Annotated in this window: 23 protein-coding genes and 1 pseudogene; 6 read left to right on the forward strand and 18 right to left on the reverse strand. The window is 48.5% G+C overall.

From position 1 onward, the window contains the following. Positions 1 to 22 precede the first annotated feature (22 nt). From rep to ACOMHB_RS04220, 5 genes are all read right to left on the reverse strand, one after another. A complete protein-coding gene (gene rep / locus ACOMHB_RS04200; protein WP_448215600.1) occupies positions 23 to 2,035 on the reverse strand; it encodes a DNA helicase Rep in 2,013 nt (670 codons plus the stop codon). Positions 2,036 to 2,110: 75 nt separating this feature from the next. Beyond that, a complete protein-coding gene (locus tag ACOMHB_RS04205) occupies positions 2,111 to 2,602 on the reverse strand; it encodes a hypothetical protein (RefSeq protein ID WP_448215601.1) in 492 nt (163 codons plus the stop codon). Positions 2,603 to 2,791: 189 nt separating this feature from the next. Continuing rightward, positions 2,792 to 3,007: an IS66 family transposase gene (locus tag ACOMHB_RS04210; protein WP_487247186.1), complete on the reverse strand. Its 216-nt coding sequence runs from the start codon at positions 3,005 to 3,007 to the stop codon at positions 2,792 to 2,794. Position 3,008: 1 nt separating this feature from the next. After that, positions 3,009 to 3,296 carry an IS66 family insertion sequence element accessory protein TnpA gene (tnpA, locus tag ACOMHB_RS04215; protein WP_448215602.1) on the reverse strand — a complete coding sequence of 96 codons (288 nt, stop codon included), beginning with the start codon at positions 3,294 to 3,296 and terminating at the stop codon, positions 3,009 to 3,011. A 222-nt stretch (positions 3,297 to 3,518) separates the two neighbouring features. Continuing rightward, a complete protein-coding gene (locus tag ACOMHB_RS04220; RefSeq protein WP_448215603.1) occupies positions 3,519 to 5,426 on the reverse strand; it encodes a hypothetical protein in 1,908 nt (635 codons plus the stop codon). A 252-nt stretch (positions 5,427 to 5,678) separates the two neighbouring features. On the opposite strand from ACOMHB_RS04220, the gene ACOMHB_RS04225 reads away from it, so the two are divergent. Next, positions 5,679 to 5,954 (forward strand): transposase, encoded by a 276-nt coding sequence (locus tag ACOMHB_RS04225; RefSeq protein WP_448215604.1) that lies wholly within the window; start codon positions 5,679 to 5,681, stop codon positions 5,952 to 5,954. A gap of 21 nt (positions 5,955 to 5,975) precedes the next feature. Next, positions 5,976 to 6,740 carry a DUF1028 domain-containing protein gene (locus ACOMHB_RS04230; protein WP_448215605.1) on the forward strand — a complete coding sequence of 255 codons (765 nt, stop codon included), beginning with the start codon at positions 5,976 to 5,978 and terminating at the stop codon, positions 6,738 to 6,740. A gap of 92 nt (positions 6,741 to 6,832) precedes the next feature. Here ACOMHB_RS04230 and ACOMHB_RS04235 read toward each other — a convergent pair whose 3' ends face one another. From ACOMHB_RS04235 to phnR, 8 genes are all read right to left on the reverse strand, one after another. Next, entirely contained in the window at positions 6,833 to 8,560 is a 1,728-nt protein-coding gene (locus ACOMHB_RS04235; RefSeq protein WP_448215606.1) for a putative 2-aminoethylphosphonate ABC transporter permease subunit, read from the reverse strand. 16 nt (positions 8,561 to 8,576) lie between these two features. Beyond that, entirely contained in the window at positions 8,577 to 9,635 is a 1,059-nt protein-coding gene (locus ACOMHB_RS04240) for a putative 2-aminoethylphosphonate ABC transporter ATP-binding protein (RefSeq protein WP_422413190.1), read from the reverse strand. Between the two features lie 88 nt (positions 9,636 to 9,723). Then, positions 9,724 to 10,746: a putative 2-aminoethylphosphonate ABC transporter substrate-binding protein gene (locus ACOMHB_RS04245; protein ID WP_448215607.1), complete on the reverse strand. Its 1,023-nt coding sequence runs from the start codon at positions 10,744 to 10,746 to the stop codon at positions 9,724 to 9,726. 249 nt (positions 10,747 to 10,995) lie between these two features. Then, positions 10,996 to 11,484, reverse strand: coding sequence for a DUF29 domain-containing protein (locus tag ACOMHB_RS04250; protein ID WP_448215608.1), 489 nt, complete (start codon positions 11,482 to 11,484; stop codon positions 10,996 to 10,998). Further along, a complete protein-coding gene (locus ACOMHB_RS04255; protein ID WP_448215609.1) occupies positions 11,477 to 11,944 on the reverse strand; it encodes a DUF29 domain-containing protein in 468 nt (155 codons plus the stop codon). The genes ACOMHB_RS04250 and ACOMHB_RS04255 overlap by 8 nt, the downstream gene beginning before the upstream one ends. A 311-nt stretch (positions 11,945 to 12,255) precedes the next feature. Continuing rightward, complete coding sequence (locus tag ACOMHB_RS04260) at positions 12,256 to 13,389, reverse strand: TIGR03364 family FAD-dependent oxidoreductase (protein WP_448215610.1); 1,134 nt, start codon at positions 13,387 to 13,389, stop codon at positions 12,256 to 12,258. Between the two features lie 16 nt (positions 13,390 to 13,405). After that, on the reverse strand, positions 13,406 to 14,074 hold the full coding sequence (locus ACOMHB_RS04265; protein WP_448215611.1) for a phosphonatase-like hydrolase: 669 nt from the start codon (positions 14,072 to 14,074) through the stop codon (positions 13,406 to 13,408). A 99-nt stretch (positions 14,075 to 14,173) separates the two neighbouring features. Next, positions 14,174 to 14,899: a phosphonate utilization transcriptional regulator PhnR gene (phnR, locus tag ACOMHB_RS04270; protein ID WP_448215612.1), complete on the reverse strand. Its 726-nt coding sequence runs from the start codon at positions 14,897 to 14,899 to the stop codon at positions 14,174 to 14,176. Between the two features lie 283 nt (positions 14,900 to 15,182). Between phnR and phnW the strand changes: the two genes are divergently transcribed. Continuing rightward, on the forward strand, positions 15,183 to 16,325 hold the full coding sequence (phnW, locus tag ACOMHB_RS04275) for a 2-aminoethylphosphonate--pyruvate transaminase (protein WP_448215613.1): 1,143 nt from the start codon (positions 15,183 to 15,185) through the stop codon (positions 16,323 to 16,325). A gap of 115 nt (positions 16,326 to 16,440) precedes the next feature. Here the strand turns inward: phnW and ACOMHB_RS04280 are convergent, their stop codons facing one another. The 4 genes from ACOMHB_RS04280 to ACOMHB_RS04295 all read right to left on the reverse strand — a co-directional run bounded on the left by ACOMHB_RS04280 (position 16,441) and on the right by ACOMHB_RS04295 (position 19,860). Beyond that, positions 16,441 to 17,952 (reverse strand): YifB family Mg chelatase-like AAA ATPase, encoded by a 1,512-nt coding sequence (locus ACOMHB_RS04280; protein WP_422139798.1) that lies wholly within the window; start codon positions 17,950 to 17,952, stop codon positions 16,441 to 16,443. A gap of 145 nt (positions 17,953 to 18,097) precedes the next feature. Further along, positions 18,098 to 18,817 carry an RT0821/Lpp0805 family surface protein gene (locus ACOMHB_RS04285; RefSeq protein ID WP_422136734.1) on the reverse strand — a complete coding sequence of 240 codons (720 nt, stop codon included), beginning with the start codon at positions 18,815 to 18,817 and terminating at the stop codon, positions 18,098 to 18,100. Between the two features lie 87 nt (positions 18,818 to 18,904). Then, complete coding sequence (locus ACOMHB_RS04290; protein ID WP_422136735.1) at positions 18,905 to 19,306, reverse strand: DUF2541 family protein; 402 nt, start codon at positions 19,304 to 19,306, stop codon at positions 18,905 to 18,907. 290 nt (positions 19,307 to 19,596) lie between these two features. After that, on the reverse strand, positions 19,597 to 19,860 hold the full coding sequence (locus tag ACOMHB_RS04295) for an accessory factor UbiK family protein (RefSeq protein ID WP_422136736.1): 264 nt from the start codon (positions 19,858 to 19,860) through the stop codon (positions 19,597 to 19,599). Between the two features lie 552 nt (positions 19,861 to 20,412). Between ACOMHB_RS04295 and ACOMHB_RS04300 the strand changes: the two genes are divergently transcribed. The 3 genes from ACOMHB_RS04300 to ACOMHB_RS04310 all read left to right on the forward strand — a co-directional run bounded on the left by ACOMHB_RS04300 (position 20,413) and on the right by ACOMHB_RS04310 (position 23,215). Beyond that, a complete protein-coding gene (locus tag ACOMHB_RS04300) occupies positions 20,413 to 21,030 on the forward strand; it encodes a hypothetical protein (protein WP_448215614.1) in 618 nt (205 codons plus the stop codon). Positions 21,031 to 21,393: 363 nt separating this feature from the next. Continuing rightward, the gene (gene glnK, locus ACOMHB_RS04305) at positions 21,394 to 21,732 is read left to right on the forward strand and encodes a P-II family nitrogen regulator (RefSeq protein WP_317143605.1); all 339 of its coding nucleotides are present in this window, start codon (positions 21,394 to 21,396) and stop codon (positions 21,730 to 21,732) included. 232 nt (positions 21,733 to 21,964) lie between these two features. Then, on the forward strand, positions 21,965 to 23,215 hold the full coding sequence (locus ACOMHB_RS04310) for an ammonium transporter (RefSeq protein WP_448215615.1): 1,251 nt from the start codon (positions 21,965 to 21,967) through the stop codon (positions 23,213 to 23,215). 578 nt (positions 23,216 to 23,793) lie between these two features. Here the strand turns inward: ACOMHB_RS04310 and ACOMHB_RS04315 are convergent. Beyond that, a pseudogene (locus tag ACOMHB_RS04315) lies at positions 23,794 to 24,642 on the reverse strand (IS30 family transposase); the annotation flags it as partial. Positions 24,643 to 24,752: the final 110 nt, after the last annotated feature.

Here is a 24,752-nt window from a genome sequence, read left to right on the forward strand (position 1 = left end):
TAAGGTGGGCTGCTGTTGCTATTCAGTCGCTCAACCGGCTGCGTAACATCGCCAGAGCCGCATTACCGGTCAGGGCATTCTGTTCCTTACTGGCTTTCTCGCCGAATCCTGTATATTCCAGGTCTTCCTGCGGCAGTTCGTCGAGGAAACGACTGGGTGTGGTATCAATGATTTCACCGTACTGCTTTCGCTGCCCTGCCAGCGTCATGGTCAAAGTCTTTCTGGCCCGGGTGATGCCAACGTAAGTCAGTCGTCGTTCTTCTTCAATATTGTCTTCTTCAATGCTGGTACGGTGGGGCAGAAGGTCCTCTTCCATACCCATCATGAATACATAGGGGTACTCAAGCCCCTTGGAAGCATGAAGCGTTAACAGTTGTACCTTGTCGTTATCTTCTTCCTCTTCCTGCCGTTCCATCATATCTCTGAGAATCAATCGGGCGATGGCATCTTCAACCGTAGCATCTTCGTCGCCTCTTTCGAGAGTCTGTTGCAGTGAGTCAATCAGGAACCAGACATTGCCCATGCGTTTCTCTGCACCTGCAGGCGTTGCTGTGGTCTGCATCAGCCAGTTTTCATAGTCGCAGTCGTTAATCATTTCACGGATGGCGGCAATGGGGTCTTCATCGGTTTGGCAGCGGCGGGATACCGAATCCAGCCACTGGGTAAAGTTGCGTAGCTTCTCGACATACTTGGGCGACAGGTCTTCCTGAAGACCCATTTCCTGCGAAGCAGCGTACAAACTCAGGTTGTGAGTACCGGCGTAATTGCCCAGTTTTTCCAACGTAGCAGGGCCTATCTCCCGACGGGGGATGTTGACAACACGCAGGAAGGCGTTGTCATCATCCTGATTCACCAGCAGTCGGAGATAAGCCATCATGTCTTTGACTTCAGCGCGGGCGAAGAATGAAGTGCCGCCATTGATGTGGTAAGGAATTTGATGATGCTGAAGCTTCATTTCCAGCAAGCGAGACTGGAAGTTGCCTCGATACAGCACCGCGTAATCTTTCCAGTGGGTACCGTTTTTTAGTTTCTGGGTCAGTATTTCGGTAGCAATGCGTTCACATTCCATCTCGTCATTACGGCATCGAATAACCCGAATAGTCTCCCCCATGCCCAGTTCACTCCACAGCGTTTTTTCAAACACGTGGGGATTATTGGCAATCAGGGTATTGGCCGCTTTCAGGATACGGCTGGTGGAGCGGTAATTCTGCTCGAGCTTGATAACTCTTAACGAAGGATAATCGTCCTTGAGCAGTGCCAGGTTTTCAGGACGGGCACCACGCCAGGCGTAAATGGACTGATCATCGTCACCTACCACGGTGAGTTTGCCCCGGTCTCCTACCAGTCGACTGATCAACTCATACTGAGCACCATTGGTATCCTGATATTCGTCGACCAGCACATAGTGGGTTTTGTTCTGCCAGCGCTCCAGAACTTCCGGATGCTCACGGAACAACATGACTGGTTGCAGAATCAAATCATCAAAATCGACCGCATTAAAGGCTTTTAACGTGCGGTTATAGTGTTCATAAACCCGGGCAGCGAGTTGCTCGTTGGGCTGACGGGCATTGGCCATGGCCTGTGGGGGCAGAATCAGGTCATTCTTCCAGTTGGAGATCATGTGCTGGACGGCATCAACGCTCTCTTCGTCTGATCCCATTTCCCGCTGCATCAATTCGCCTATCAGAGCGTGGGCATCCTGGGCATCAAAAATGGAAAAGCCCGGCTTGTAACCCAGCGTCTTGCATTCCTTGCGGATCAGGTTGAGCCCGAGATTGTGAAAGGTTGAAACCGTCAAACCATAGGAGGCCCTGCCCTTGACCAGTTTGCCGACACGCTCTTTCATTTCCCGTGCGGCCTTGTTGGTGAAGGTCACGGCAATGATATTGCGGGCATTGATACCACATTCCTGAATCAGGTAAGCAATTTTGGTGGTGATTACACTGGTTTTGCCACTGCCCGCACCGGCCAGAACCAGCAAAGGGGTATCAATGTATTTGACGGCTTCGGCCTGTCGGTCGTTGAGTCTGTGCACGTGTTGCTTCGATGTCTTGAGCTGAGAGGGCTATTATATCACCAATTTCAAGCGCGCAGTCCCCTGAAAATTTTTCTAAATTCTGTTCAATGCAGTGTTGATTTTGTTTGCAACGTCTTCAACTTTCTGAAGCTGACTCTCTATTTCAGCAGCGAGTGGCAATGCCAATAGCACAGGACTTACTGATGAAACGTACTCTAGTGGATGTTGTAAAGTGGAGTGAAGATTTAATAGCGTTTCAGCCTGATCAAACTCAGGATAGCTTTCTATTAAAAATTTCATTTGTTGTAAAACTTCTGTCAAATAGGACACTGCTGAAGATAATGCGGCATTTGCTTCTGGATTCTTTTTTGAGTAACGACACACTCTGAATTCATCACCTCCCGAAGCCACTAAAGGGCCATACACTAAAAGCTCAGGTGTTTTTAATTTATTTTTAGTTTCTTCTATTTTTTCATTAGCTATCTTCATGTTTTTCTTGATTTCTTCAAGATCTTGTTCAACGCTGGCAGGACATATGTTTGAAATTAAAATCAAGAAAGGCACCAACAAAAGTCTAACGATCATCAAGACTCCATAATTAAATTTTTCAAAGAGTTCGTGTCATTTATAGACATGAATTTTTCGCATGTCTAACTCTCTGTACAACAGGAATCCGCAGGTTGTTGGATAACCGGCCAGAAATCTGACCGGATTTGGAGGATTTCAAGGGTGCTTCAGGAGCGCTTCCATTTCTGGGTTCTGTTCAATAGCAATTTACCCAACGTCATATGAGCTATCTTGATGCAGGCAGCTGTGACCAGAATCAATGGCTTCGGCTTTTTCTTCACTGAGTTCAGAGGGTTCCTGCACTCTGGGCAGAGACTCTGAAAATGACTTGCGCCCTGTTTTCTTTTTGCGTGGTTTTGGAGGCTCTTGCTCTGGCTGACCTTCAGCTTCATCTTGCTCTCCGGTGCAGCCTTCCAGCTCCACCTCATCGAAAATGTCGACCTGTTACACCACTGGGTAGGGTGATGGAGAGTGGTGTTATCCGAGAAGCCGAACCAGGTTCCGGTTGGGGTGCTACCTGAGCAAAGCCAGAGTTGTTCGGGGTCGGTTTTACGCTGGGGGTTGTGTCGAGTTTACGCATCCAGTATCCGAATTTGGATACCCTTATACCATGCTGCTGGCACCACGCACTCTGAGTCAAACCTGAATCCCGCCATGACTGAACACGCTCTAGCAGCCTGTCGGACTTAAGCGTCCGTAGCGAGGATTGCAAGAAATTGAGGATAAAAATCTCTGTTTCTGAGGAGAATAGCGAGCTATTTGACGAAGAAACAGAGATTTTTAGACTAATTTATTGCAACCGCAGTAGGACAGTCTTAAGTCCGACAGGCTGCTAGCCATTCACTGTCTGCGGGTAATTTCTTTGACATATTGGCCTCCTTATATCGGGAGGCTAATCATTTCAAACGGGTTTTTGATTCTGAAGGGCGTGGATTTATTTGGCGTTTACTCTTGAAGACCAGGCCACATAGGGTTTAGAAGGTTCGTAATATTTACCTTTTATCCAACCATGGAATACCTTGTACTTATCGGGCAGCTGGTATTTCATTTCCTCATAACTTTTGAACAACTTCAGAAAAAGTTCCAGCTCCTCCGACTTGTAAGTGCGCAAAAGATGGGCCAGTGATCTTCCATTTTCAACGGATTCAGCGATGTGCTCTGGTAATGGTTTGTCAGGATGGACAGACAGATGCTCAGGAAAGTAATCCAGTGTCGCTTGATCATCCAAATATTGCAGTGCCTGATAGAGATGTCCCGTTTCCAGCCCTCTCTCGGATTGAACCAGTATCCTGGACAACTTGGACGCTGCAAGACTGAGTTCATTTGCCGATACCCTGAAGTCTACTTTGGTCTTTTTTCCAATACGACTTAGTTCATCCCCTGACAATCCCATGGTAAGACCAATCAAATACCAGTTGTGGCTCAATGGCAAACACCTCAAAAAATCCAGCGTCAGCGGTTTCGAACCGGTCATCTCCGGTTCTGTGCCATCATTCTGCAAATCCTGCCAAAAGAGCGGTTTGACGATGGGAGGCTTTTCAGGACTGGAGGCACAAAACCAAGGGTAACGTTTTCTTTTTTCAGCGATCAACGCCTCTAATTTCTCACAACAGTTACTAGACCTGGCAGCTTCCGACGAAGCATACGCAACCTGTTCTGAAGTGAGTTGGGGCAGACAACGGAATGCTGCATGCAGTAATTTTGTTATATAGTGATAGCCCTGTTCTTTTTTACAAATTCTATAGAGAATTTTCTGGATGATGTGCAGCGGTAACCCAAGTGCACGACCGAAGGATTCAGGATCCATTCCTATGGTTCCAAGATCATAGGCATAATGGTGAATCTGATTTCTCAAACTCAAACTCAAACCGTGTTGTTCAGAAAGATCAAAACGAGCTGGAAACCCTTTCAGGGATTCAATTAGCTGGTGTGCGGTACTGATGGCCATAATTTCAGGATTGCTCAATATTTTTACCAGCTCATTTACGGTCATTCGCCCCTCTTTGGTATCCAGAATTTTTTTCAGCAGCAGGGGGGTTGATAGACACTTGTCAGCAATAATAGAACGTTGTCGTAAATCCTTATCCTTCATCAGTTCCGGGTATCCAGCCGAATACGCCACGGTTGCGGTCGGGACAGAGCGAAGGTAATAATCGCCAATGAAGATTTTGTGTAACTTGAAAAAATCCAGTTCATGATTCAGTGCAGCATGGGTATCAACAGCCTGGACACAGGCAGGCCATTCACTGCAGAACTGTTTTTGATCAACGGCAATACCAAAGGTGTCACAGTACCGTGCAACCAGATCGGGCCTTGAGATACCGCCCAGCATGGTCAGCAATTTACCATGGGGGATGGTCAGTTTTTCCTCGGTTAACCTGTCTCCATGTCGCTGCGAATACCAGGATAAATAATCAAATTTTTCTGTTGAGTGATCGAGTTTGTGTTGTATATTTTTTTTATTGATTTCCGCTATCGGTAAGCCCAGATATATAGCAAACAGAAGCTGATGGCAGGGTGTTAGTTCCTGCTTGATTTGCGGCGGCAACTGCGACCAGGAAACAAGATCATCAAGTCCTGATGATCGATCGGCTTGCTGATTATAGGTATTAGCGCTGCCGTTGGTATTGATGGTCACCAAACGGCGGTCATTGGCTTTGTCACCTTGAAGATGGGAGCTTGCCTGTTGTAAAAGATCAATTCCTTGATGACTCAAAAATTCACCCTGGTAATCTTCAGTAACAACCCTCCCTGAAGCATAACCTGTTGGTGCGCTCTGCGGCTGTTCTGTTGAGGCCGGTTTTGAAAACCCAACAGCGGGGGGAGTATTTATGTTGTTCATATTAAGTTCCTTTCATTAAGTTAGTTTTTATCCTTGTTTGTGAGGATGTTGGTTTGAAGATCATCCAACATTGATCCACTTTGTTAACTCAGAGTTGCCTTCATGATAAAAGTTCATAACATTGATGTAAGCGCAACTAACAAGAAGACAGGACGTTGATGCTTTGCTTAAAAATGTTGATTTCTGCCAGCATTTTTAAGCTTTGATATTTTTTTGATCTCAATGGTTGAATTTTATGATTCCCACTGAAGCTTGACCTCCCTTCTGAAAGGCTCTCTGAAACGCCTTAACAGGAAACAGAGGGCGTTAAGCCGCAAAACAAAGGGAAGCAACCGCAATGCGAAAGCCAAGCGAACGGTTGCCAAACTGCATTACCGGATAAGTAACCAGCGATCAGCCGTAATACATGAGGTAAGTGATTATCTGAGTTCAAGATTAAAAATGGCTGTATCGTTGTCTGTTTTAAAGTTGACATTAGAGGACTTCTGTTACCATTCTAGTTACAGGATTAATATAACAATGATATAAATTCAAGTGGTTTTTGAGCCTATGAAATTTCGTTTTATTTTCAGTGTGCTGTCACTGCTGTCAGTCTCTTTAACTGCTCAGGGTACTTTTTCTATTGTTGCCGTTGACCCTGTTACCAGAGAAGTTGGGGCTGCCGGGGCAACCTGTTCTCCTCTAAGCGCCTTCCAGCGTACGGAAACCGATTTTTTATCACGACTGCATCCGGGCAAAGGTGTCATCGTCAGCCAGGCTTTTTACCACGAAGTCAATCAGCAAAATGCCAGCAAAAAGATGGATGAGGGTATGAGTCCCGAGCAAATCATTCGCTGGCTAAAGGCTAATGATGTGAATCAACTCCCATCCATCCGGCAGTACGGTATTGTCGATTTTGATGCTGCCAATCATCCACGGTCTGCTGCTTTTATGGGAGACAATATCTTGAGCGCAAAAGGATATCGTACGGGAAGCTATTATGTGATTCAGGGAAATACTCTATTGAATGAAGCGGTATTGGATACTATGGAAAATAATTTTAACAGTACCCAGGGCAGTCTGGCTGATAAACTCATGGCCGCCATGCAGGGGGCTAATTTTGCTGGTGCAGATCGCCGCTGTTCTTCTAAAGGTGTTTCCTCATTACTCTCTTTTTTGGTGGTTGCCCGACCTGATGACACCGAAGAGAACTACTACGTCGATTTGGGCGTAGCGTCTGTTCCCGCAGGTGTCGATCCGATCAATGAGCTTCAGGCTCAGTTTGACAAATGGAAAGCATCTATTTCCGGGAAGCAGGTGCATCAAGACCTTTGATATCCTCCCCGTCGTAAAAATATTCTGCTTCCCATGCTTCATCGTGGGAACGAGTCAATCACGTTCCCACAGACCAGCGAGTTTTAAGTGCTTCAGGAGCGCTTCCATTTCTGGGTTCTGTTCAATAGCAATTTACCCAACGTCATATGAGCTATCTTGACGCAGGCTGCGGTTGCCAGAATCAAAACCGCCATGGCTGCGGCCGGGCCTGTTTGTCCGGCATCTTCCATATTCATTACAGAAACGGAAGCCAGCATAGTATCCGTGGAGTAAAGGAAAACGACAGCCGACGTGGTGGTCAGGGCGTTGACGAAAAGGTAGATCGCTATATCCAGCAAAGCAGGCGTGCAGACCGGCAGGGATACTTTCAGGAAAGCTTTATACTGTGGAATCTTGAGTGATGCGGCTACCTGTTCGATCTCGGCGGGTAACTTCTTCAGAGCGGTCAATGCCGTCAGGTGCCCGACAGTGAAATAGTGGGCCACGGTGTTGATAACCAGAATAGCCATGGTTCCATAGAGTATACCCAGCGGATTACCGGCCTGATTAAAGAAGAAGATATAACCCAGACCCAGCACCATACCGGGTACTGCCATCGGCAACATGGCCATAATGTGGATAAAGTGCCTTAGTATGGGGGGTAACTTACTTTTTTCCACATTGTAAGCGGTAATGAAAATAATCAGGGTTCCGGCAATAGCCGTATAGAACGCCATTTCCAGAGAGTTGAAATAGGGTTCCCAGCCATTGGCACTGAACCTTTCAAACTGATAGTTGTTCCAGGATAGCTCCATATTCCAGGGCCAGAAAGTGACCAATGAGCCATAAATCGCCATGCCCACCACGGCCAAAATGGCCAGAGAGACCAGGCTACAGAGCAGGAAGAAAATGCTGTCCTTCACGGGGTTTCGCTCGGGCTGGAAATTGACTGAGCGAGCGCCAAACAATTCCTTCTGTTTTTTCTGCACTCTGTGATCAATCACAAAAGCCAATAGAGCGGGTATCAGCAAAAGCACACTGATGACAGCGCCCATGGCAAAGTTCTGCTGACCGGCGACCTGTTTATAGATGTCGGTAGCCAGTACGTTATATTGGCCACCAATCACTTTCGGGACACCAAAGTCGGTTACGACCAGGGTGAATACGACAGTGACCGTGCTGATCAAACCAAACTTGGCAGCTGGAAGCGTGACTGTTGTAAACGTTCTGAATGGAGAGGTACCCATGGAGCGAGCTGCTTCATAGAGTCTGGCGTCGGATGTTGAAAGCGCCGTGGTAAGAATTAGCAGTGCATGGGGAAAGGTCCAGAAAGCCAGACCCATAACAATACCGGGCAGACCATAAATAGAGTGACCAAACAGCAGGTCTACAGCCACCCCCTGATTACCAAACAGATAAATCATACTGATGGCAGGCAATAGGGAAGGTGCCAGTATGGGTAACATGCCCATTACTTTGAAGAGCGGTTTCAAAGGCATCTGGGTTCGTGTCAGTCCGTAAGCAAACAAGAATGACAAGCTAACGACTATTGTCGTAACAGTAACACCGACTTTCAGCGTGTTGCCAATGGAATGACTCAGGGCCGGGTTGCCAAGATACTCAGCAAAGTAACTCAGGCCAAGAAACGCCCCATTGCTGTCCTGAACGCTTCTTGCCAGCATGGCAAGGAGTGGCAGAAGCAGTGAAATGATCAGATAGAGAGCAACCGCTCCGATGACCAGCCCAAGAATCCATTGATCCCTGCTGATGGCTGGCAGCAGAGGCTTCCGGCCCAGTGCTGGAGAGTTTGCATCCGCTGGGGTGTGTGTAGATAGACTCATATTTAAAGCGGGCTCATCATGCTGCAGGGAAGACATGGATATGTTTTTCACTCAGGGACAACCGATTCTGGCTCCCCGGTTCCAGCTTAAGGCCAGCCAGCTGGTGGACAGGTACATCGACTTTAATCAGTCGCTCACTGCTCCAGCCAACAGGGCTGCACTCTGCACGAACAAAGGAGCCCTGAAACTCCAGACTTTCAACACTGACTGGCAAAGCAGACTGACCTTCACTGAAGCTCAGGTCTTCCGGACGAATCCCCAGAATCACTTTTCTCGTTGTTGACTCAGTCACTGGCAGAGAGAGTGGCTGGTTGGCCAGTACGACCTGATTCTTTTTGTTGGTATCACCTTCCAGAAAGTTCATGGCGCCAACAAATTCAGCAACGAAGCGAGAGGCTGGCTGTTTGTAAATTTCTTCCGGTGTGCCTATCTGTTCTATGTTTCCGTGATTCATCACCACGATGCGATCAGCCATAGCCATGGCTTCTTCCTGGTCATGGGTCACCATAATGGTGGTAATGCCCAGTTTTCTTTGCAGCTTACAGATCGTTTCCCGCAACTTGATTCTGACTTTGGCATCCAGGGCCGAGAGGGGTTCATCGAGCAACAACAACCCCGGAGAGAGTGCCAGAGCCCTTGCCAGTGCTACACGCTGTTGTTGACCGCCAGAAAGCTGAGAGGGAAATTTGGGGCCGGAATCCTGCAGGCCGATAATATCCAGCCATTGGTTCACGCTGCCCTCAACTTCACGTTTGGATTGACCCTGGTTTTTCAAACCAAAACCGATATTTTCTGAAACACTCAGGTTGGGGAACAGGGCATAGGATTGAAAGACAATGCCGAAGTCTCTTTGTTCAGGTGGGAGTGCTGTTATGTTGGTGCCATCCTGCCAGATCTCTCCCTGTTTACAGGCTTCCAATCCGGCAATCATTCTCAACAGCGTCGTCTTTCCGCAACCCGAGGGGCCGAGAAAACAGATGAATTCACCCTTATTAACGGACAGGGAAATCTCTTTGAGAGCGGTGAAATCGCCGAAGCGTTTCCCCAGGTTTTCGATGGTGAGAAAGGGTTTCATAGCGTTAACTTCCTAAAGCTCCAAACCTGAAAAAGCCGTTTATTCCCTTTGGGGAATAAACGGCGCTTTCTGCATAACTAGTAAGGCATCAAGACTTAGGTTCAGACATATGATCGAAACGTTTGGACCATTCAGCGAGTACAGCTTCACGCTCACTGGCCATTTCTCCAAAGTCCAGGTCCACCATAGCGCTTTCTACATCTGGATAGTTGGGTACTTCTTTACTGACGTCTTTGTGACCGACAACGGGGTACGCCTCTACATAATGCTCATTAGCTTTCTGGCTGAGAGACCAGTCGACCAGCTTTTTCGCAGCTGCAGCCTGATCGGTACCTGCAACCAGACCTACTGACTCCACATCCCAGCCAACGCCACCCTTGGGAAGAATCAGGTCCAGCGGTGCACCCTGACTTTTCAATTGGGCGCCACGAACCGCCATGGAAATACCAATAGCCACTTCACCCATGGCAGCCTGAACACAGGGCTTGGAACCTGAGTGAGTGTATTGGGACATGTTGTTGTTCAGCTTATCCATATAGGCCCAGCCTTTGTCTTCACCCATGCTCTGCAGCCAGGCGGAAACCTGCATATAGCCAGTGCCGGAAGAGGCTGGGTTAGGCATGGCAATCTGGCCCTGATAGACCGGATTCAGCAGGTCTTGCCAGGATTGAGGCTTGGGCAGTTTTTTGGCTGCGGCTACCGCTTCGTTGTAACAAATGACATTAAAGTAAGCCTGGTTGCCAAACCATGCTTTGGCGGCCTCAGGATCAACCAACTGAGACTTGATTTGATTCAGACCTCTGGGCTTGTAGGTATCCAGTACGCCTTTATCTTTCAACAGTGCCATGCTGGAACCGGCCAGGCCCCATACGACGTCTGCCCTGCTATTATCTTTTTCTGCCAGCAGTTTAGCGGTCATGATACCGGTAGAGTCCCGTACCCATTTGATGCTGATATCGGGATTATCCTGCTCAAAGGCTTTCTTGTAGCGATTCAGAATGTCGGTCTCAAAAGCAGTATAAACCGTCAATTCCACAGGAGATGCAGCGAAAGATGAAGCGCTGAAAATTGAAGTTGTTGCCAGGGTCAGGGCTGTCAGGTGTTTTTTCATGGAGCTCTCTCCAGTCGGATAATCATTTTGTTCTGGCCAAGACCAGAAGGGATATCGCGATTCTACGAGAGAGAAATGACTAAAATATTACAGATCTTTTTCGACTCTGTGACAGTTTCCTGCAACATGGCCAATTCCTGGTCGTCGGAGGCTGTGCAATCAGGCGGCGGTTCGGCAGAGTGCCCAGAACCAGGGCGGGGTCTTTGGCACCATTATTACGGTGGCGGGGATTGGGGCTGCTGCGCTGTTTTAATCGCCGGGCAGCCAGTCGTCATCTGTGATCTGTTCAAAGGTCCATGGGCATTGGCCGGGAAAGCTTTTTTTGCTCAGCTTCTGGCTTTCACTGCGAGCGTAATTGTTCATCTGCTTAACTGCTTGCCGACAAGCATCGGAATATGCACCCGCCAATAACTCCACGATCATGGGCTGTAAATGAGGGTGTTTTGAAATTTGCTTTTCAATCGCTGCTCTGGAATTGTAGATACTTGGCATCCACGTCTGGACAACCTTATCCTCTACCCACAAATCTTTCAGAATCCGTTTCTGATAATCGTATTTGAGAAGATGTAAAACCAATACCGATAAATGAGACTCAAGAGTATCTCTGGTACTGCCCATTTCGTACTCCATCGCCTCCAACAGATTGTCAATGTCGAGTTTGTGAAATTGTCGCTGAGCCAGCAGCTCCCGCTGCTGGCTCAGCCATGAGGTGTAGTCGGTTTTGTATAAATCAGTCATCGTCAGCCTCCGGCAGCCAGCCATCTTCCATGATTTCGTCATAGGTCCATGGGCACTCAGACGGGAAAGCGTCGGGTCTGCACTGCATCTCGTTGGCAGCAAGCTTTCGGGCGTACTGATAGGCTTTTGGCAAAATCTCGTCCAGTTTACTATTGAGAGCGGGATTTTCTTCAAGCTCATGCTCAATGGCAATACGTTGTTTACTGATACTGGTTGACCAGCTTCGGAACCATTGATCCATCTCATGCAAATCATTTTTTTTACGCTGCATCAGCCATTTAAGCGAGTGCATGAGTAATTGAGACAAACGGCTCTGTACTGAACGATAACGGGCTCTACCCATGTCCTCAACTTCCTCGACCAGGTTGTCCATATCAAGTTCATCGAAACGGCCTTGCCTGATAAGCTCGGCTTGTCGATAGGACCATGTGTAGAAATCAGTGTCATACAAGTTTTCCATAAATCACCTCCATTGCCCTACCACTGTAGGCAAATAACATAGGGGAATCAAAATGAATTGCTAAAGCACAGATGCTTTTGCCGGGGGCTTTGCCCGTGTTTTGGGCTGGTCAATTTGGTCATTGATGCCAGGGAGAACCGTCATGATCGCAAAGAAATGATGGGTTTGCTGAAAGATTTATCGAATGAGCGTAAAACCCCGTACTTTAATAGGGTGTCGCAAAACTCTGTCGCAAAACTCTGGTTCCCACGCACCAGCACGGGAACGAGTTTTTAGAGTTGTGCGACACTCTCTTTACGTCAAGGAGGATGTCAAAGGATGTTTTCGATATTCTTTTCTGCAATGCCGGGAGCCAGGGTCATGCCCTTGCCGCCGATGGCCGTGAGAAAGTGAATTTTGTTGTCTATGTCGTCCTGGTAGTAGTGATCGGTTTTACTCTGGCAATAATAACCTGCCCAATATTCCGCGATATCCCAGCAAGGAAGCTCAACAATGTTTCTGGCTTCTGTCAGCATCCGTTCATTGATGGATTGATTCATTGTGAAGGAGAGTTTCTCTGCCTCGCGGGCATCGGCGTACTCGTGTGAGTCGCCAATGATGATGGACCCGTCAAGCTCCTTTTTGAACAGAATATGTATCCCGTACTTATCCAGCTCTGAGTCTTTTTCTCCGGCACTCCAGGAAGGCAAGTTGCGAAAGCTCTCATAGCGTCTGATAGTCCTGCCCGAAAGCAAATTGCCATTGAGACTGACGCTCTTCAGTGGTTTGGTACGCATCATTTGGAGCTTGACCAGCTCAATATCACTGTTGAGAAAGCGTGATGGAAACAGGGTTTTGAAATCATGCCCGTTACAGACTATCGCTTTTGAAGCCCGGTATTGCTCACCAGCTGAATCCATACTGATGACTTCATCCTGCCCGGTTTCCATGCTGATGATTTGGGTGTTGGGTCGGTATTCAACGGTGTATTCCTGCTGAATAAACTCAATGATGCGGTAAATCAGTTGCAGGGGGTTAACACTGAATTCCTCCGGGAAGTACAAGGCACCTTTTGCATAACTTTTCTTGACGGCAGGATTGGCACGTATAACCTCGTCAATACTTAGCAGTGATGAAGGGTAGCCCGTTTGCTGATTTCGTTGGTGTAGCTCTTGCAACATGGCCAACTCCTGGTCATCGGAGGCTATATACCAGCTGCCATTTCTTCGGGCTGAAATATCAAACTGATCTTGCAGGGTCTGATAAATGCTCAGAGAGTCCAGGGCGGTCGGCAGCAGGTCTGCTGTCATGCCGGATGGAACAACCATGCCAAAGTTTCTGACGGTGGCCTGTACCGGTTGACTGTCTTTTTCAACCAGCAGTACCTTATACCCCCGCTTCGCAGCAGCGAAGGCGTGAAAAGTGCCAAGAATACCTGCACCGACAACCATTAAATCGTATTTCAAAGGTGTCTCCCTGTGTTCAAATGTGCTTAAGGATATCGGCCAGGTTGTCGAGCACCAGCGTTGGAGCGGCTGTTGCCAGTTGCTCCCGGGTCTGGGCGCCTGTAGTCACGCCAACCGTGATACCGCAGTGGGCGTTTTTTCCTTCCTCGATGTCAATGGCTGAATCTCCGGCTTTAAGTACCTGTGAACTGTCGTTAATGCCGGTTTTCTCCATGGCCAGCTCAATCATGTCCGGTGCTGGTCTGCCGTTTATTACATCATCCGCAGTGATCAGGGTGTCGAATTCGACCCCGGGCAGCCAGTTCATCTTTTTCAACAGGCCTGTTGCTACCTGGTGGCTATAGCCGGTGTTGAGTGCGACTTTGATGCCTTTTGCCCGCAGCTCTTTCAAAAGTTCGGGGACGCCGTCAAAAGAGGTGACTGCAAGCTCTTCATAGGCCTGTGTCAGTTGTTTTTTAAAGGACTGGAAGATTTGTTCCGAGTCCGAGTGGTCAAAGCCTTTGGACGACAGGGTATCTTTTATGGCCTGATGCTTCTCTTTGCCTGCGCCATGCTCAAGGACTTCGTCCAGAGTGAAATCGTAGCCTGCGTCAACAAGACTCTTCTGAACGGTTTTGTAAACGACGTTGTCTTCATTGACCGTAGTACCAGCCATATCAAAAACCGCGAGTTGAATTTTGTTCATTGTGACCTCTTCTCATTTTTCAGATTCGGAAATTAAAGGGTTTGGACGTTCAGTAAGAAAATGGCTCATACCATTGGCACCGGCAGGTATTAATGACTCTCAAGTCATGGGGCTCACAGTGGTGTCAGCGGCTATAACCACCGCATCCTGCCGCCAATACTCAAAGTCACAGTCAATCAAGACATTCGATTGATCGTAGTTTGTTCGCTCAACCAGCAAACCGGAACTGCCCGTGGTGACCTTGAGGTGTAAAGAAGCCTCGGCATTCAGGCCTACCGGGTACAACCTGAAACTGACCCGGGCATACTGACGGTTATAATGCTCCTGATAGATATCGGAGAGTGATCGAGACAGATCATGCTTGAGCAGATCCGGGAAGTAGGCAGGGTTCATGTAATTTTCAACGTAGAGGACATTTCGCCCATCCACTGAACGAAGGCGTTGCAGCCGATACACCGGGGTCAGAGCTGGAATCTGAAGTAGCTTTTGAACCCCGGGCGGTGCTGGTACCTGTTCAGCATGGATCATTCGGGTACCGGGTACTCTGCCCTGGCGGGTAACGATGGTATGAAAGTTAGCATTCACCGTCGGGTCATAGGTCACTCTTTGCGGAGAAACAAACCAGCCTCTGCGATCTTCGCGATAGACCAGTCCGTCGGCTTCCAGTGATGACAATGACTCTCTGAGAGTAATGCGGGTGGTACCGAATTTTTCACTCAGCAATCGCTCCGAGGGTAGCTTGCTTCCCGGTTTTAATGCCCCGCTTTCTATCTGCTCGTTCAGGGCCGTGCGAATGATTTGATACTGATTTTTTCCCTGTCCCATAAATACTATTCTCTAAGGGTCAATGGATTTTCAACTGGTATAGACCATACTAAACGGCTTTTATGACAATTAAATGATCGCTTTTATGACAATTAACTATTTGCTTGACTGACGTTGGGGGAGCTCTTTTAGCTGTTGTTTCCAGACTGGTATGAATGTGAAATTTTTATGAAGAGTGGTCGCTGGGTATTTACAGAAAAAAGTGTCTCCATCATGATTTTGTACCAATTGGTATATACCAGACGATTGAAATTTCTGTTTCTACAGGTGTCTCATTAAAGTCATGTCTACAAAAGAAGTGCCCACTGTGAAAGAAAAGAGCCTGGAAAATCCTTATCTTCTGTTGACTCCGGGACCCCTCTCAACCTCTGCCAGTGTCCGCGAAGCGATGCTGCGTGACTGGTGTACCTGGGACGATGATTACAACCTTGGCGTGGTTGAGGAGATCCGCAGTCAGCTGATTAAACTGGCCTCGGATACTGATGACTACACCGCCGTTCTCATGCAGGGTAGTGGTACTGCTTCGGTAGAAGCAACCATCGGGTCGGTTATCTCTGATGAAGGGAAATTACTGGTCATTAACAATGGGGCTTACGGTGCCCGTATTGCCCAGATTGCCGAGTATCTGAATATTCCCCACAGTGTTCTGAATTGTGGTGAGATTAATCCGCCGACGCCGGGGGAAATTGATCAGGTACTCTCTGAAGATAAAGCCATCACTCATGTCGCCATTGTTCATTGTGAAACCACAACAGGCATGCTGAACCCTGTTGAAGCAGTCGCACAGGTGGTGAAGAAACACGACTGTATTCTGATTGTTGATGCCATGAGCAGCTTCGGCGGTGTGCCGATTGACCTTGCCGGGCTGGGTATTGATTTTCTGATCAGCTCTGCCAACAAGTGTATTCAGGGCGTACCCGGTTTTGGCTTTGTTATAGCTCGTCGTACTCTTTTGTCCCAATGCAAAGGCCTGGCCCGCTCTCTGTCTCTGGACCTCTATGATCAGTGGCAATGCATGGAAAAGAATCACGGTAAGTGGCGTTTTACTTCCCCCACCCACACCGTAAGGGCTTTCCATCAAGCCCTGGCAGAGTTGATTGAAGAGGGGGGCATTGCTGCCCGTCACAAGCGCTACGCCAGCAATCAGCGTTTGCTCGTCCAGGGTATGACTGAGCTGGGCTTCCGGTGCCTGTTAGACACTGAACTGCACTCTCCGTTTATAACTTCATTTTACTCCCCCGAGCACCCCGATTATGAATTCCTCCGCTTTTATGAGCAGCTGAAAGTGAAAGGTTTCGTCATTTATCCCGGTAAAGTCTCTGATGCTGACTGTTTCAGAATTGGCAATATCGGGGAAGTGTATCCGGAAGACATCAGCCGATTGATTAAAGCCGTTTCCGAAAGCATGTACTGGCAGGAACAGTAATACTGTCAGGGTGTGAACCTGAAAGTAAGCGCTGACTGATAGATGATCTGCCTGAGCCGCTGAGCTGATAGCCAGAGATTGAAAAAACAGCTTCATAACAAAGAGAGGTTATCGGTTAACCTGGTTCACGATCCAGCTTTCTGTAATGCACCGCTTCAGCAAGATGCTTCTGTTGAATGTCTTTGTCCTCATCAATATCCGCCAGAGTTCGGGCCACTCTCAGTATTCGGTGTACGGCTCTGGCTGAGTAACCCAGTTTGTCACACAGCCGGGTCATAAAATCCTGTTCTTGCTTATTCAGTGAACAGTATTCATCCATCTCGCTGGCAGACAATCGGGCGTTGGGTTTCCCCTGCCTGTGCTGCTGGATAGACCTTGCCTGAATCACCTGTTGACGTATTTTTTCAGTTGACAGGTTTTCATCTTCGGGCGGGTTTTCAAAAAGTCGCTCCGTTTTCTGACTGGAAACCTCTATCTGTAAATCAATGCGATCCAGTAAAGGACCTGACAGTTTTCGTTTATAACGTCTGACCTGCTCGGCAGAACACTGGCAGGCTTTCTGTGGGTCTCCAAGATATCCGCAGGGGCAGGGGTTCATGGCGGCAATCAACTGAAAGCCGGCAGGGAAGCTGGCCTGACCTTTGGCTCGGGAAATAACCACTTCCCGGGTTTCCAGGGGCTCTCTCAGTACCTCCAGGGCTACCTTTTGAAACTCCGGCAGTTCATCCAGGAACAGGACACCATTATGCGCAAAGGAAATCTCTCCTGGTCGGGGCTGGCTGCCTCCACCCACCAGGGCGACGGCTGAAGCGGTATGATGGGGGTTGCGAAAGGGTCGCTGTTTCCATGAAGGGGGCTGGCTGTAGGAAGACAAAGTATGTATGGCGGCCACTTCCAGAGCTTCATGGTCATTCATCTCGGGAAGAATTCCGGGCAGGCGACTGGCCAGCATGGTTTTGCCGGTTCCCGGGGGACCGTAGAAAATCAGATGGTGAGCACCAGCGGCTGCCGTCATCAGGCCTCGTTTAGCCTGTTGTTGCCCCTTGACATCCAGCAGGTCGGGATAATCGACAGGGGATTCATTCCTGTTACAGGTGGCTTCTGTAAGATGTTGATTACCGGTGAGATGAGCGCAGACTCCCAGCAGGTTTTCTGCTCCCAACACTCTGGCATCAGGGCAAAGGGCTGCCGCCTGTGCATTCATTTGGGGAAGCAGCAGTGTGTGAGCCGATTGGCTGCAGGCTATGGATGCTGGCAGTGAGCCGGTGATCGGTCTCAGCGCGCCTGACAGGGCCAGTTCACCAAGAAACTCGTAACCTGCCAGAGACTCAGGTTTGAGCTGGCCCGATGCCGCCAGAATACCCAGAGCGATAGGCAGGTCAAAGCGACCGCCTTCTTTGGGAAGATCAGCGGGTGCCAGATTAACGGTAATACGGGAAACCGGAAACTCAAAGCCACTGTTGAGGATGGCACTTCTTACCCTGTCTTTGCTTTCACGAACAGCAGCTTCCGGAAGACCGACCATATTCAGGGCTGGCAGACCTGCCGACAAATGGACTTCAACCGATACCGCAGGCGCATCCAGCCCGGTTTTGGCGCGGGTTTGAACAACAGCTAGCCGCGACATATACACTCCCTTCTTTTTGTGCTTGTTTTTGTTGTTTTGGCACACCGGAATGGAATGCCTTTGCAAAGCTGAAGGGTTGAGAATAGCAGTGATTCAGAGATTTGCTGGCAGAATTGCCCGGCCAGCAGGCTGGCCGGTGCAGAGGTCAGTTAATGATTTTCCAGGAACCGTCTTCCTGCAGGCAAGCCTGACCCCAGGCATCCTCAGTTTGACCACCTACTGTAATGGACTGTTGAAATTCACGGCAAACCAGACCGCTGGAGGCACTTTTGCCTTCTTTGGTAGTAACAACATAGCCGGAGGCATCGCCTTCATCCCAGATGATTTTTTCACCGACAGGCGCTGTAGTGGCTTTGATCTGTGCTTCTTCGTGAGCACGCTGCGCCGCTTCATTGATGTTGTCGAGAATTTTCAGCGTGATGGCCGTAAACGCCAGCCATTTGTAGGCATCGTTGTCATCGTGGTAATGGCCATAGCCGTAGTATGAGTTACCATAGTTTCTTACCACGACAATATTGTTTCTGATCACCCTTTTTCTAGGGGCTACAACGACCAGGTTGTTCTTAATGACCTTTGGGCCATCCCAGCCATTATGACGGTGGTCTTGACGATCATCTCTTCTGTCTTCTCTGTTATCCTGGCGGTCGTCTCGACGCTCTTCACGATTATCCTGACGATCGTCATGACGTTCTTCGCGATTGTCCTGACGGTCGTCTCGACGCTCTTCACGATTATCCTGACGGTCGTCACGGCGCTCTTCACGGATTTCATCCCGATCATTATTGCCCGGGCTTGCATGGACCATTGTTGAGACCGGTGAAAAAGTGGTGAGTAAAACTAAAAACGTAAACAGTCGTTTTATCATATGGGTTCTCTCCAGAGAGGTCTGAAGCTCAATGGCTCCAGACCCGGAAGCTTAGTCGTTCAGCTGCCACTTCTCGGTTGTCTGTTATCAGGCAGACTTACCCATCAGCAGAACACTGGCCTGAACGCGTCCGGTTCCTTCGGTGTCGTAATAGAATCTTACTTTTTCAATGGCCCTTGCTTTGCCGGGCAGGTCAATGACGCGGGAGCTACCGCCTTTTCTGACTTTGCTGCGGATGGCTACTTCACGGCTCTGACCGTTCTCGTAGTGAACAATCACTTTGTCGAAATCCACGTCTGCACCTTTGACCTTGAACTGCAGACGCTTGAAAGCACCGTCTCTCAGACCAACACGGATGGTGTCTACTTCTGCACGACGACTGACTTTCTTTTCGCCCAGAAGCTCCCAGCCAGCCGCAGATGCAGTCTGTGCAAAGCCAGACATCACCATGGTCATCAGCAGAGTAAACATTGAAAGTGCGCGTTTCATAGTGATTGTTCTCCTGAAATTTTCACTATTTGTCCTTGAGGCCATCCTGTCTTTGTAGGGATATGGCCATTGCTACCAAATGGAGTTGAGGCAGTCATCTTAATTTGTAGAGCAATGCTATAGCGAAGAAAGTAGTATCTCTATAGGGATAACTACCGAGGGGGATAATTTTGATTTCGAGTTAACTTATTGATTTAAATTATTTTTTTATACAATGAAAAGTGTCAGTGACGAGTAAAATCTGGCAGTGCGTGGGGCAGCCGTTCTCAGGGCAAGAACGGCCAATGACATCAGCAGCAACCGTCGGACGATCCAGCTTTTTCCAATTCGGCCACTTTCTTTTCGAGGGCTTCCAGTCTTTCACGGGTATGCTTCAGAACCGCGACCTGGGCATCAAACTCGTCACGGGTGACCAGTTCAAATTTGGCCAGAGCACTGCTCACCATTGCCTTGATGTTGTGCTCAATATCTTCCCGGGTCTGGCTTTTCTGCCCACCCAGAACCTGTCCTGCTTTGCCGGCAATACTACCGATAAGGGAGGCTTTATCGATCATCGATTATTCCTGCAATTGCTATGATTTAAAACCGGCAGTGATGATACCACAAGCAGCTATTTCGCCGTGCCTGCTTTTATGTGCTAAATTTCTTATGCCAACGATTCAAATCAAACCTGTATCTGCCCTTGGCTGGTTCTCTCTGTTCGCAAGTCTTATCGTCTCAAACAGCATCAACGCTGCAGATAACTGAGACGACGCCTATACCACGCCAACCGAGGATTTCTCGGTGCACGCAATCAACAATGGTTATAGCTTGTCCGATGCACGACGGGTGCATAATGAGTGGAGCTTGAGCAAATGCTGGGTACAGAAACGTGGGGACCAGGGCCTACCGCTGTTGTACTCAAAATGGACCAGGGCTCGACTTATGGCGTGCTTGCCAATCGTATTTGGGATCTGGCCGCTGAAGATAAGGGTTATGATTTTAATGCTTCTTCTATGTCATAGGCAGGTGATGAACCGTTGCACTAAATAAGTTCACGATTCGAGTGCAACACATGATAACTGAGCTTTGTTGTTGATGCATAAAGTTTAAATAGGTGAGCGAAAATGCTTTTTTTTCATTGTGCGGGTTTTGCTGACTGGTTATTTCCAGAGTCTGGCGCAGTGCCTGCCTATAATCCGCCAGACTCAGTTGCTGGAAGTAGACCATCAGCAGTGCGTAGGACTGTTTTAGCGACGGCCCTTGTTTTAGCAGCCGGTACGGCGTCAGCCTACAATTGTTACAAATCCGACGTTGCTGAATACTTCGGTATTTCCGTTCACAACAACAGCGATCTGGAGCTGCACCTGGATCTCGGTGATCCGAAGCATGGCACTGTGGATCATGAGCGCAACGTCTATATCACACCGCATACCAGGAAGGACACATCTGTGTGCAGCGATGGGCTGTTTACGGGAGTTGAAACCTATATACGTCTATACGATCCCGACTATAGCTATCTGGCAGATTGGTACGTAAAGCAGCCCTACCTTGGCCAAAACACCATCAAATACCATCGCTATACCTACAGCGGGCTCAAGTGTCATACCATCTATTACTATCAGTGGACATACTACAACGATCAAGGAGAACTGCGATGGAATCGCAGCGTAGCTGAGTCTGAACCGCACATGCTCTTCACCCACAGACAGACTATTAATGTAGAGGTAACCTGCGATGGATGAGACTTTTTTATCAACCATTAGCTACAGTTGTCGTTAATGTGCTGTGATTTAAGGCTGGCGATCATGATGCCACTGGCAGCTGATGATCGGTTGCACTAAAAAAGCGCACGATATGAGTGCAAAGTGCATAATAGATGGGCTTTGTTGGTGCATAAACTTTGATGAGCCAACGGGAATGGTCCTTGTTCGCTCTGCAGGCCCTGTCGACAGGTTATTTCAGAATTTGGCACATTGCCTGCATATAAGCCACCAAACTCAGTTGGAAATTAGATCAGCTGAATACTTAGGGCTGGGAGCGCGGATCACAATAACAATGTCCGGATTTTCCCTGTTGGCCAACAGGATTCACTCAGGAGAGCTTTTATGAAGTTGGTATCAGCCATCATTAAGCCATTCAAACTGGACGACGTGCGAGAGGCTTTGTCCGAGATTGGTGTTCAGGGTATCACTGTCACCGAAGTTAAGGGGTTCGGTCGACAGAAAGGACATACTGAGCTTTATCGTGGAGCTGAATATGTGGTTGATTTTCTGCCCAAGGTTAAGCTGGAGGTCGGCATTGCAGATGACTTGCTGGATCAGGTGATCGAAGCCATTTCTTCAGCTGCCAACACAGGAAAGATTGGTGACGGGAAGATCTTCGTTACCAATCTGGAGCAGGCGATTCGGATCAGAACTAACGAAACTGGCGAAGACGCTATTTGATGTTCAGAGCAGCGAGAGACCATAGTCAGGGAGTTCATGGTTCTCAGGGTGCATGCACAACAATAAACAAGTTTTGTCGTTTGCTTAAGATACACTAAAAGCACTTGACGACATTCGCGAAAATAAAAATAGCTAATGTGGAAACAGTTTCCGGGTTGAGGAGACTGTTTTCAGGGCACAAATGCCGTAGCAAAAGACTACTTATCTGCTGAACTTTTTTGGGAGGAGCCCTGTGGAAAATCTGGCTCAAGTGTCGTACGCACTCGATACTTTCTACTTTCTGATGTCCGGTGCGCTGGTAATGTGGATGGCAGCAGGTTTTGCCATGCTCGAAGCCGGTCTGGTCCGTTCTAAAAACACGGTTGAAATTCTGACTAAAAATATCGCCCTGTTTGCGATTGCCTGTACCATGTACCTGCTCTGTGGTTATGCCATTATGTATCCCGGAGCCAATGAAGGCGGTATCCTGCCGGTCCTTGGTTCTCTGATTGGTAATGAAAACACGGTTGCAGCGGTAACTGCCGGTGGTGATGATGCGCCATATTACTCTGCACGTTCAGACTTCTTCTTCCAGGTGGTCTTTGTAGCGACTGCAATGTCGATCGTTTCCGGTGCGGTTGCAGAGCGCATGAAACTCTGGTCTTTCCTGCTGTTTGCGGTCTTCATGACAGGCTTCATCTATCCCGTACAGGGCTTCTGGAAATGGGGTGGTGGATTCCTGAACGAAGCCAACTTCCAGGACTTCGCAGGTTCCGGTGTTGTGCACATGGCCGGTGCTGCTGCCGCTCTGGCAGGTGTGCTGCTTCTGGGTGCACGCAAAGGCAAATACGCTAAAGACGGCGCTGTTAATGCGATCCCTGGTGCCAACCTGCCACTCGCTACCCTGGGCACCTTTATTCTGTGGCTGGGATGGTTCGGCTTCAATGGCGGTTCTCAGCTGAAACTGTCTGATGTTGAAAATGCGAACGCTGTCGCCCAGATCTTTGTCAACACTAATGCTGGCGCTGCTGGTGGTGTCATTGCTGCTCTGATCGTAGCCCGTGTCCTGTTCGGTAAGGCTGACCTGACCATGGCTCTGAACGGTGCTCTGGCCGGTCTGGTATCCATCACCGCTGAGCCGCTGACACCAAGCGCAGTATCTGCCACTCTGATCGGTGGTGTTGGTGGCGCTCTGGTTGTCTTTGCCATTCTGGCTCTGGACAAGCTGCGCATCGACGATCCAGTGGGTGCAATTTCTGTACATGGTGTTGTAGGTATCTGGGGTCTGCTGGCTGTACCTCTGACCAACGACGGTGCAACTTTCGGCGCCCAGCTGTTGGGTATCGGTTCAATCTTCGCCTGGGTATTCCTCTCTTCCCTGATCGTCTGGGCTGCTATCAAGCAGATACTTGGTCTGCGTATTACTGAAGAAGAAGAGTATGAAGGTGCTGACCTGACCGAATGTGGTATGGAAGCTTATCCCGAGTTCATGGGTAAACAGTGATAAGATGTAGGTGATTAAAAAAAGCTGTCGCCGTGTGTCTGTCGCTACAAGCATCGTGGTAGTGGCGACAGTGGTGGGTGCAACCATGTCCTGACAAAAAAAGTAGTAATGACATAAAACAGCTACTTTGACAAAAAAGACCTCGGCAACAATGCTTCAGGTGTTGTGTGACCGAGGTCTCTTTTATGTACCGTAGAAAACCAGGGAAATCCAAGGTTAACGCTGGATTCAAGCAATAAGTGCAATCGACTGCCCGGTGTAGACTTCAAGAGGCGTTCGGTCACCTAAAACTTTTCTTGGCATGGTATTAATCAATAACTCCATCGTTCTGACATCTTCATCAGTCAGATCCCGTAGGAGCCTCACCGAGAATAGACTGCCCTACGCGGCAACTGCTCCTGCGTTGCTCTAGCTCCTGCATCCATGCAGTCGTGCGGCGGCAGCAAATTGGTCTGAAAATCTGCTTTTGTTCGTCAAATAGCTCGCTATTCTCCTCACAAAACCGAATTTTCATCCTCAATTTTCTGCCGTCCTCGCTACGGGGTCGCCTAGACGGGCGCTATTCTCGGTCAGGCTGCTAGTGCCATTTTCTTGGGCCAGGTTCGCCGAATGATGCCATTCGTGTTTTCGTTAGTTCCTCGCTGATAACTGGCATAAGGTTTGGCAAAGTAAACATCCGCATTGAATGCCTTGCTGACCTTCTCGTGAGCAGCAAACTCACCCCCGTTATCCAGTGTAACTGTATTAACCGATGAGACGCGCTTCAGAAGTTCTATCATCTTATCTGCCACGGTTTCAGCTTGCTTGGTGTCAACTTTTCCAATCAATGTTAAACGACTCTTACGATCAACAAGGGTAACCAGGTGGGCGTTCTGTCCAAAGACAGTATCGCCCTCCCAATCCCCTATGCGAGATCGCAAACCAATGATCTCAGGACGTTCCTTGATATCGATCCGGTTTGGGATAAGAGAGCGCCCAGCTTTGCGTTTGCCATCCTGTCAACGTCTTTTGCTGAAGCGAACTAACTTCTTGTAAAGAACGCCTCCACGGGCTTTATCATCAGCGATACGGATATAAATAGTCGTATGACTCAGGGCAATCTCAGGCAGTTAGACGTGCATCCGCTTGCTGATGTTTTCAGGTGACCAGCCAAGGAGCAATCCTTTCTCGATGATGGGCATATATCGTTCATCTGTTTTGCTGAACTTTCTGGCTGATTTTTTTCTTTTACAAGCCAGTGCATGAGCACTCTCAGCACAGTAGCCGTGAGTAGAAGAATTACGGCTGAGCTCCCGCGACAGAGCGCCCTCACTGATGCCAACTGCTATTGCGATTTCTTTTTGCAAATGGCCTTTTCCACGGAGTACTTGAATCTGGTATCGTTGACCAAGAGTCAGCTGCTTGTATTGTCTGGTTTGTGTACTCATTCCTGACTTCCATTTCTGAGTGTGAGAGCTATGAAATGTACCAGCAGCTGACTCAAATCTGAAATTTCAGTCGATTGCACTTATCCTATTAATCCAGCACAACTCTGACA

It is taken from the genome of Endozoicomonas sp. 2B-B (genome assembly GCF_053470045.1).

Excerpts from the sequence above, each read along its gene's own strand:
- ACOMHB_RS04205 (WP_448215601.1), bottom strand. The coding sequence starts at position 2,602 with ATGATCGTTAGACTTTTGTTGGTGCCTTTCTTGATTTTAATTTCAAAC.
- ACOMHB_RS04220 (WP_448215603.1), bottom strand. The coding sequence starts at position 5,426 with ATGAACAACATAAATACTCCCCCCGCTGTTGGGTTTTCAAAACCGGCC.
- ACOMHB_RS04230 (WP_448215605.1), top strand. The coding sequence starts at position 5,976 with ATGAAATTTCGTTTTATTTTCAGTGTGCTGTCACTGCTGTCAGTCTCT.
- ACOMHB_RS04235 (WP_448215606.1), bottom strand. The coding sequence starts at position 8,560 with ATGAGTCTATCTACACACACCCCAGCGGATGCAAACTCTCCAGCACTG.
- ACOMHB_RS04240 (WP_422413190.1), bottom strand. The coding sequence starts at position 9,635 with ATGAAACCCTTTCTCACCATCGAAAACCTGGGGAAACGCTTCGGCGAT.
- ACOMHB_RS04245 (WP_448215607.1), bottom strand. The coding sequence starts at position 10,746 with ATGAAAAAACACCTGACAGCCCTGACCCTGGCAACAACTTCAATTTTC.
- ACOMHB_RS04250 (WP_448215608.1), bottom strand. The coding sequence starts at position 11,484 with ATGACTGATTTATACAAAACCGACTACACCTCATGGCTGAGCCAGCAG.
- ACOMHB_RS04255 (WP_448215609.1), bottom strand. The coding sequence starts at position 11,944 with ATGGAAAACTTGTATGACACTGATTTCTACACATGGTCCTATCGACAA.
- ACOMHB_RS04265 (WP_448215611.1), bottom strand. The coding sequence starts at position 14,074 with ATGAACAAAATTCAACTCGCGGTTTTTGATATGGCTGGTACTACGGTC.
- phnR (WP_448215612.1), bottom strand. The coding sequence starts at position 14,899 with ATGGGACAGGGAAAAAATCAGTATCAAATCATTCGCACGGCCCTGAAC.
- phnW (WP_448215613.1), top strand. The coding sequence starts at position 15,183 with ATGTCTACAAAAGAAGTGCCCACTGTGAAAGAAAAGAGCCTGGAAAAT.
- ACOMHB_RS04280 (WP_422139798.1), bottom strand. The coding sequence starts at position 17,952 with ATGTCGCGGCTAGCTGTTGTTCAAACCCGCGCCAAAACCGGGCTGGAT.
- ACOMHB_RS04285 (WP_422136734.1), bottom strand. The coding sequence starts at position 18,817 with ATGATAAAACGACTGTTTACGTTTTTAGTTTTACTCACCACTTTTTCA.
- ACOMHB_RS04290 (WP_422136735.1), bottom strand. The coding sequence starts at position 19,306 with ATGAAACGCGCACTTTCAATGTTTACTCTGCTGATGACCATGGTGATG.
- ACOMHB_RS04295 (WP_422136736.1), bottom strand. The coding sequence starts at position 19,860 with ATGATCGATAAAGCCTCCCTTATCGGTAGTATTGCCGGCAAAGCAGGA.
- ACOMHB_RS04300 (WP_448215614.1), top strand. The coding sequence starts at position 20,413 with ATGCTTTTTTTTCATTGTGCGGGTTTTGCTGACTGGTTATTTCCAGAG.
- glnK (WP_317143605.1), top strand. The coding sequence starts at position 21,394 with ATGAAGTTGGTATCAGCCATCATTAAGCCATTCAAACTGGACGACGTG.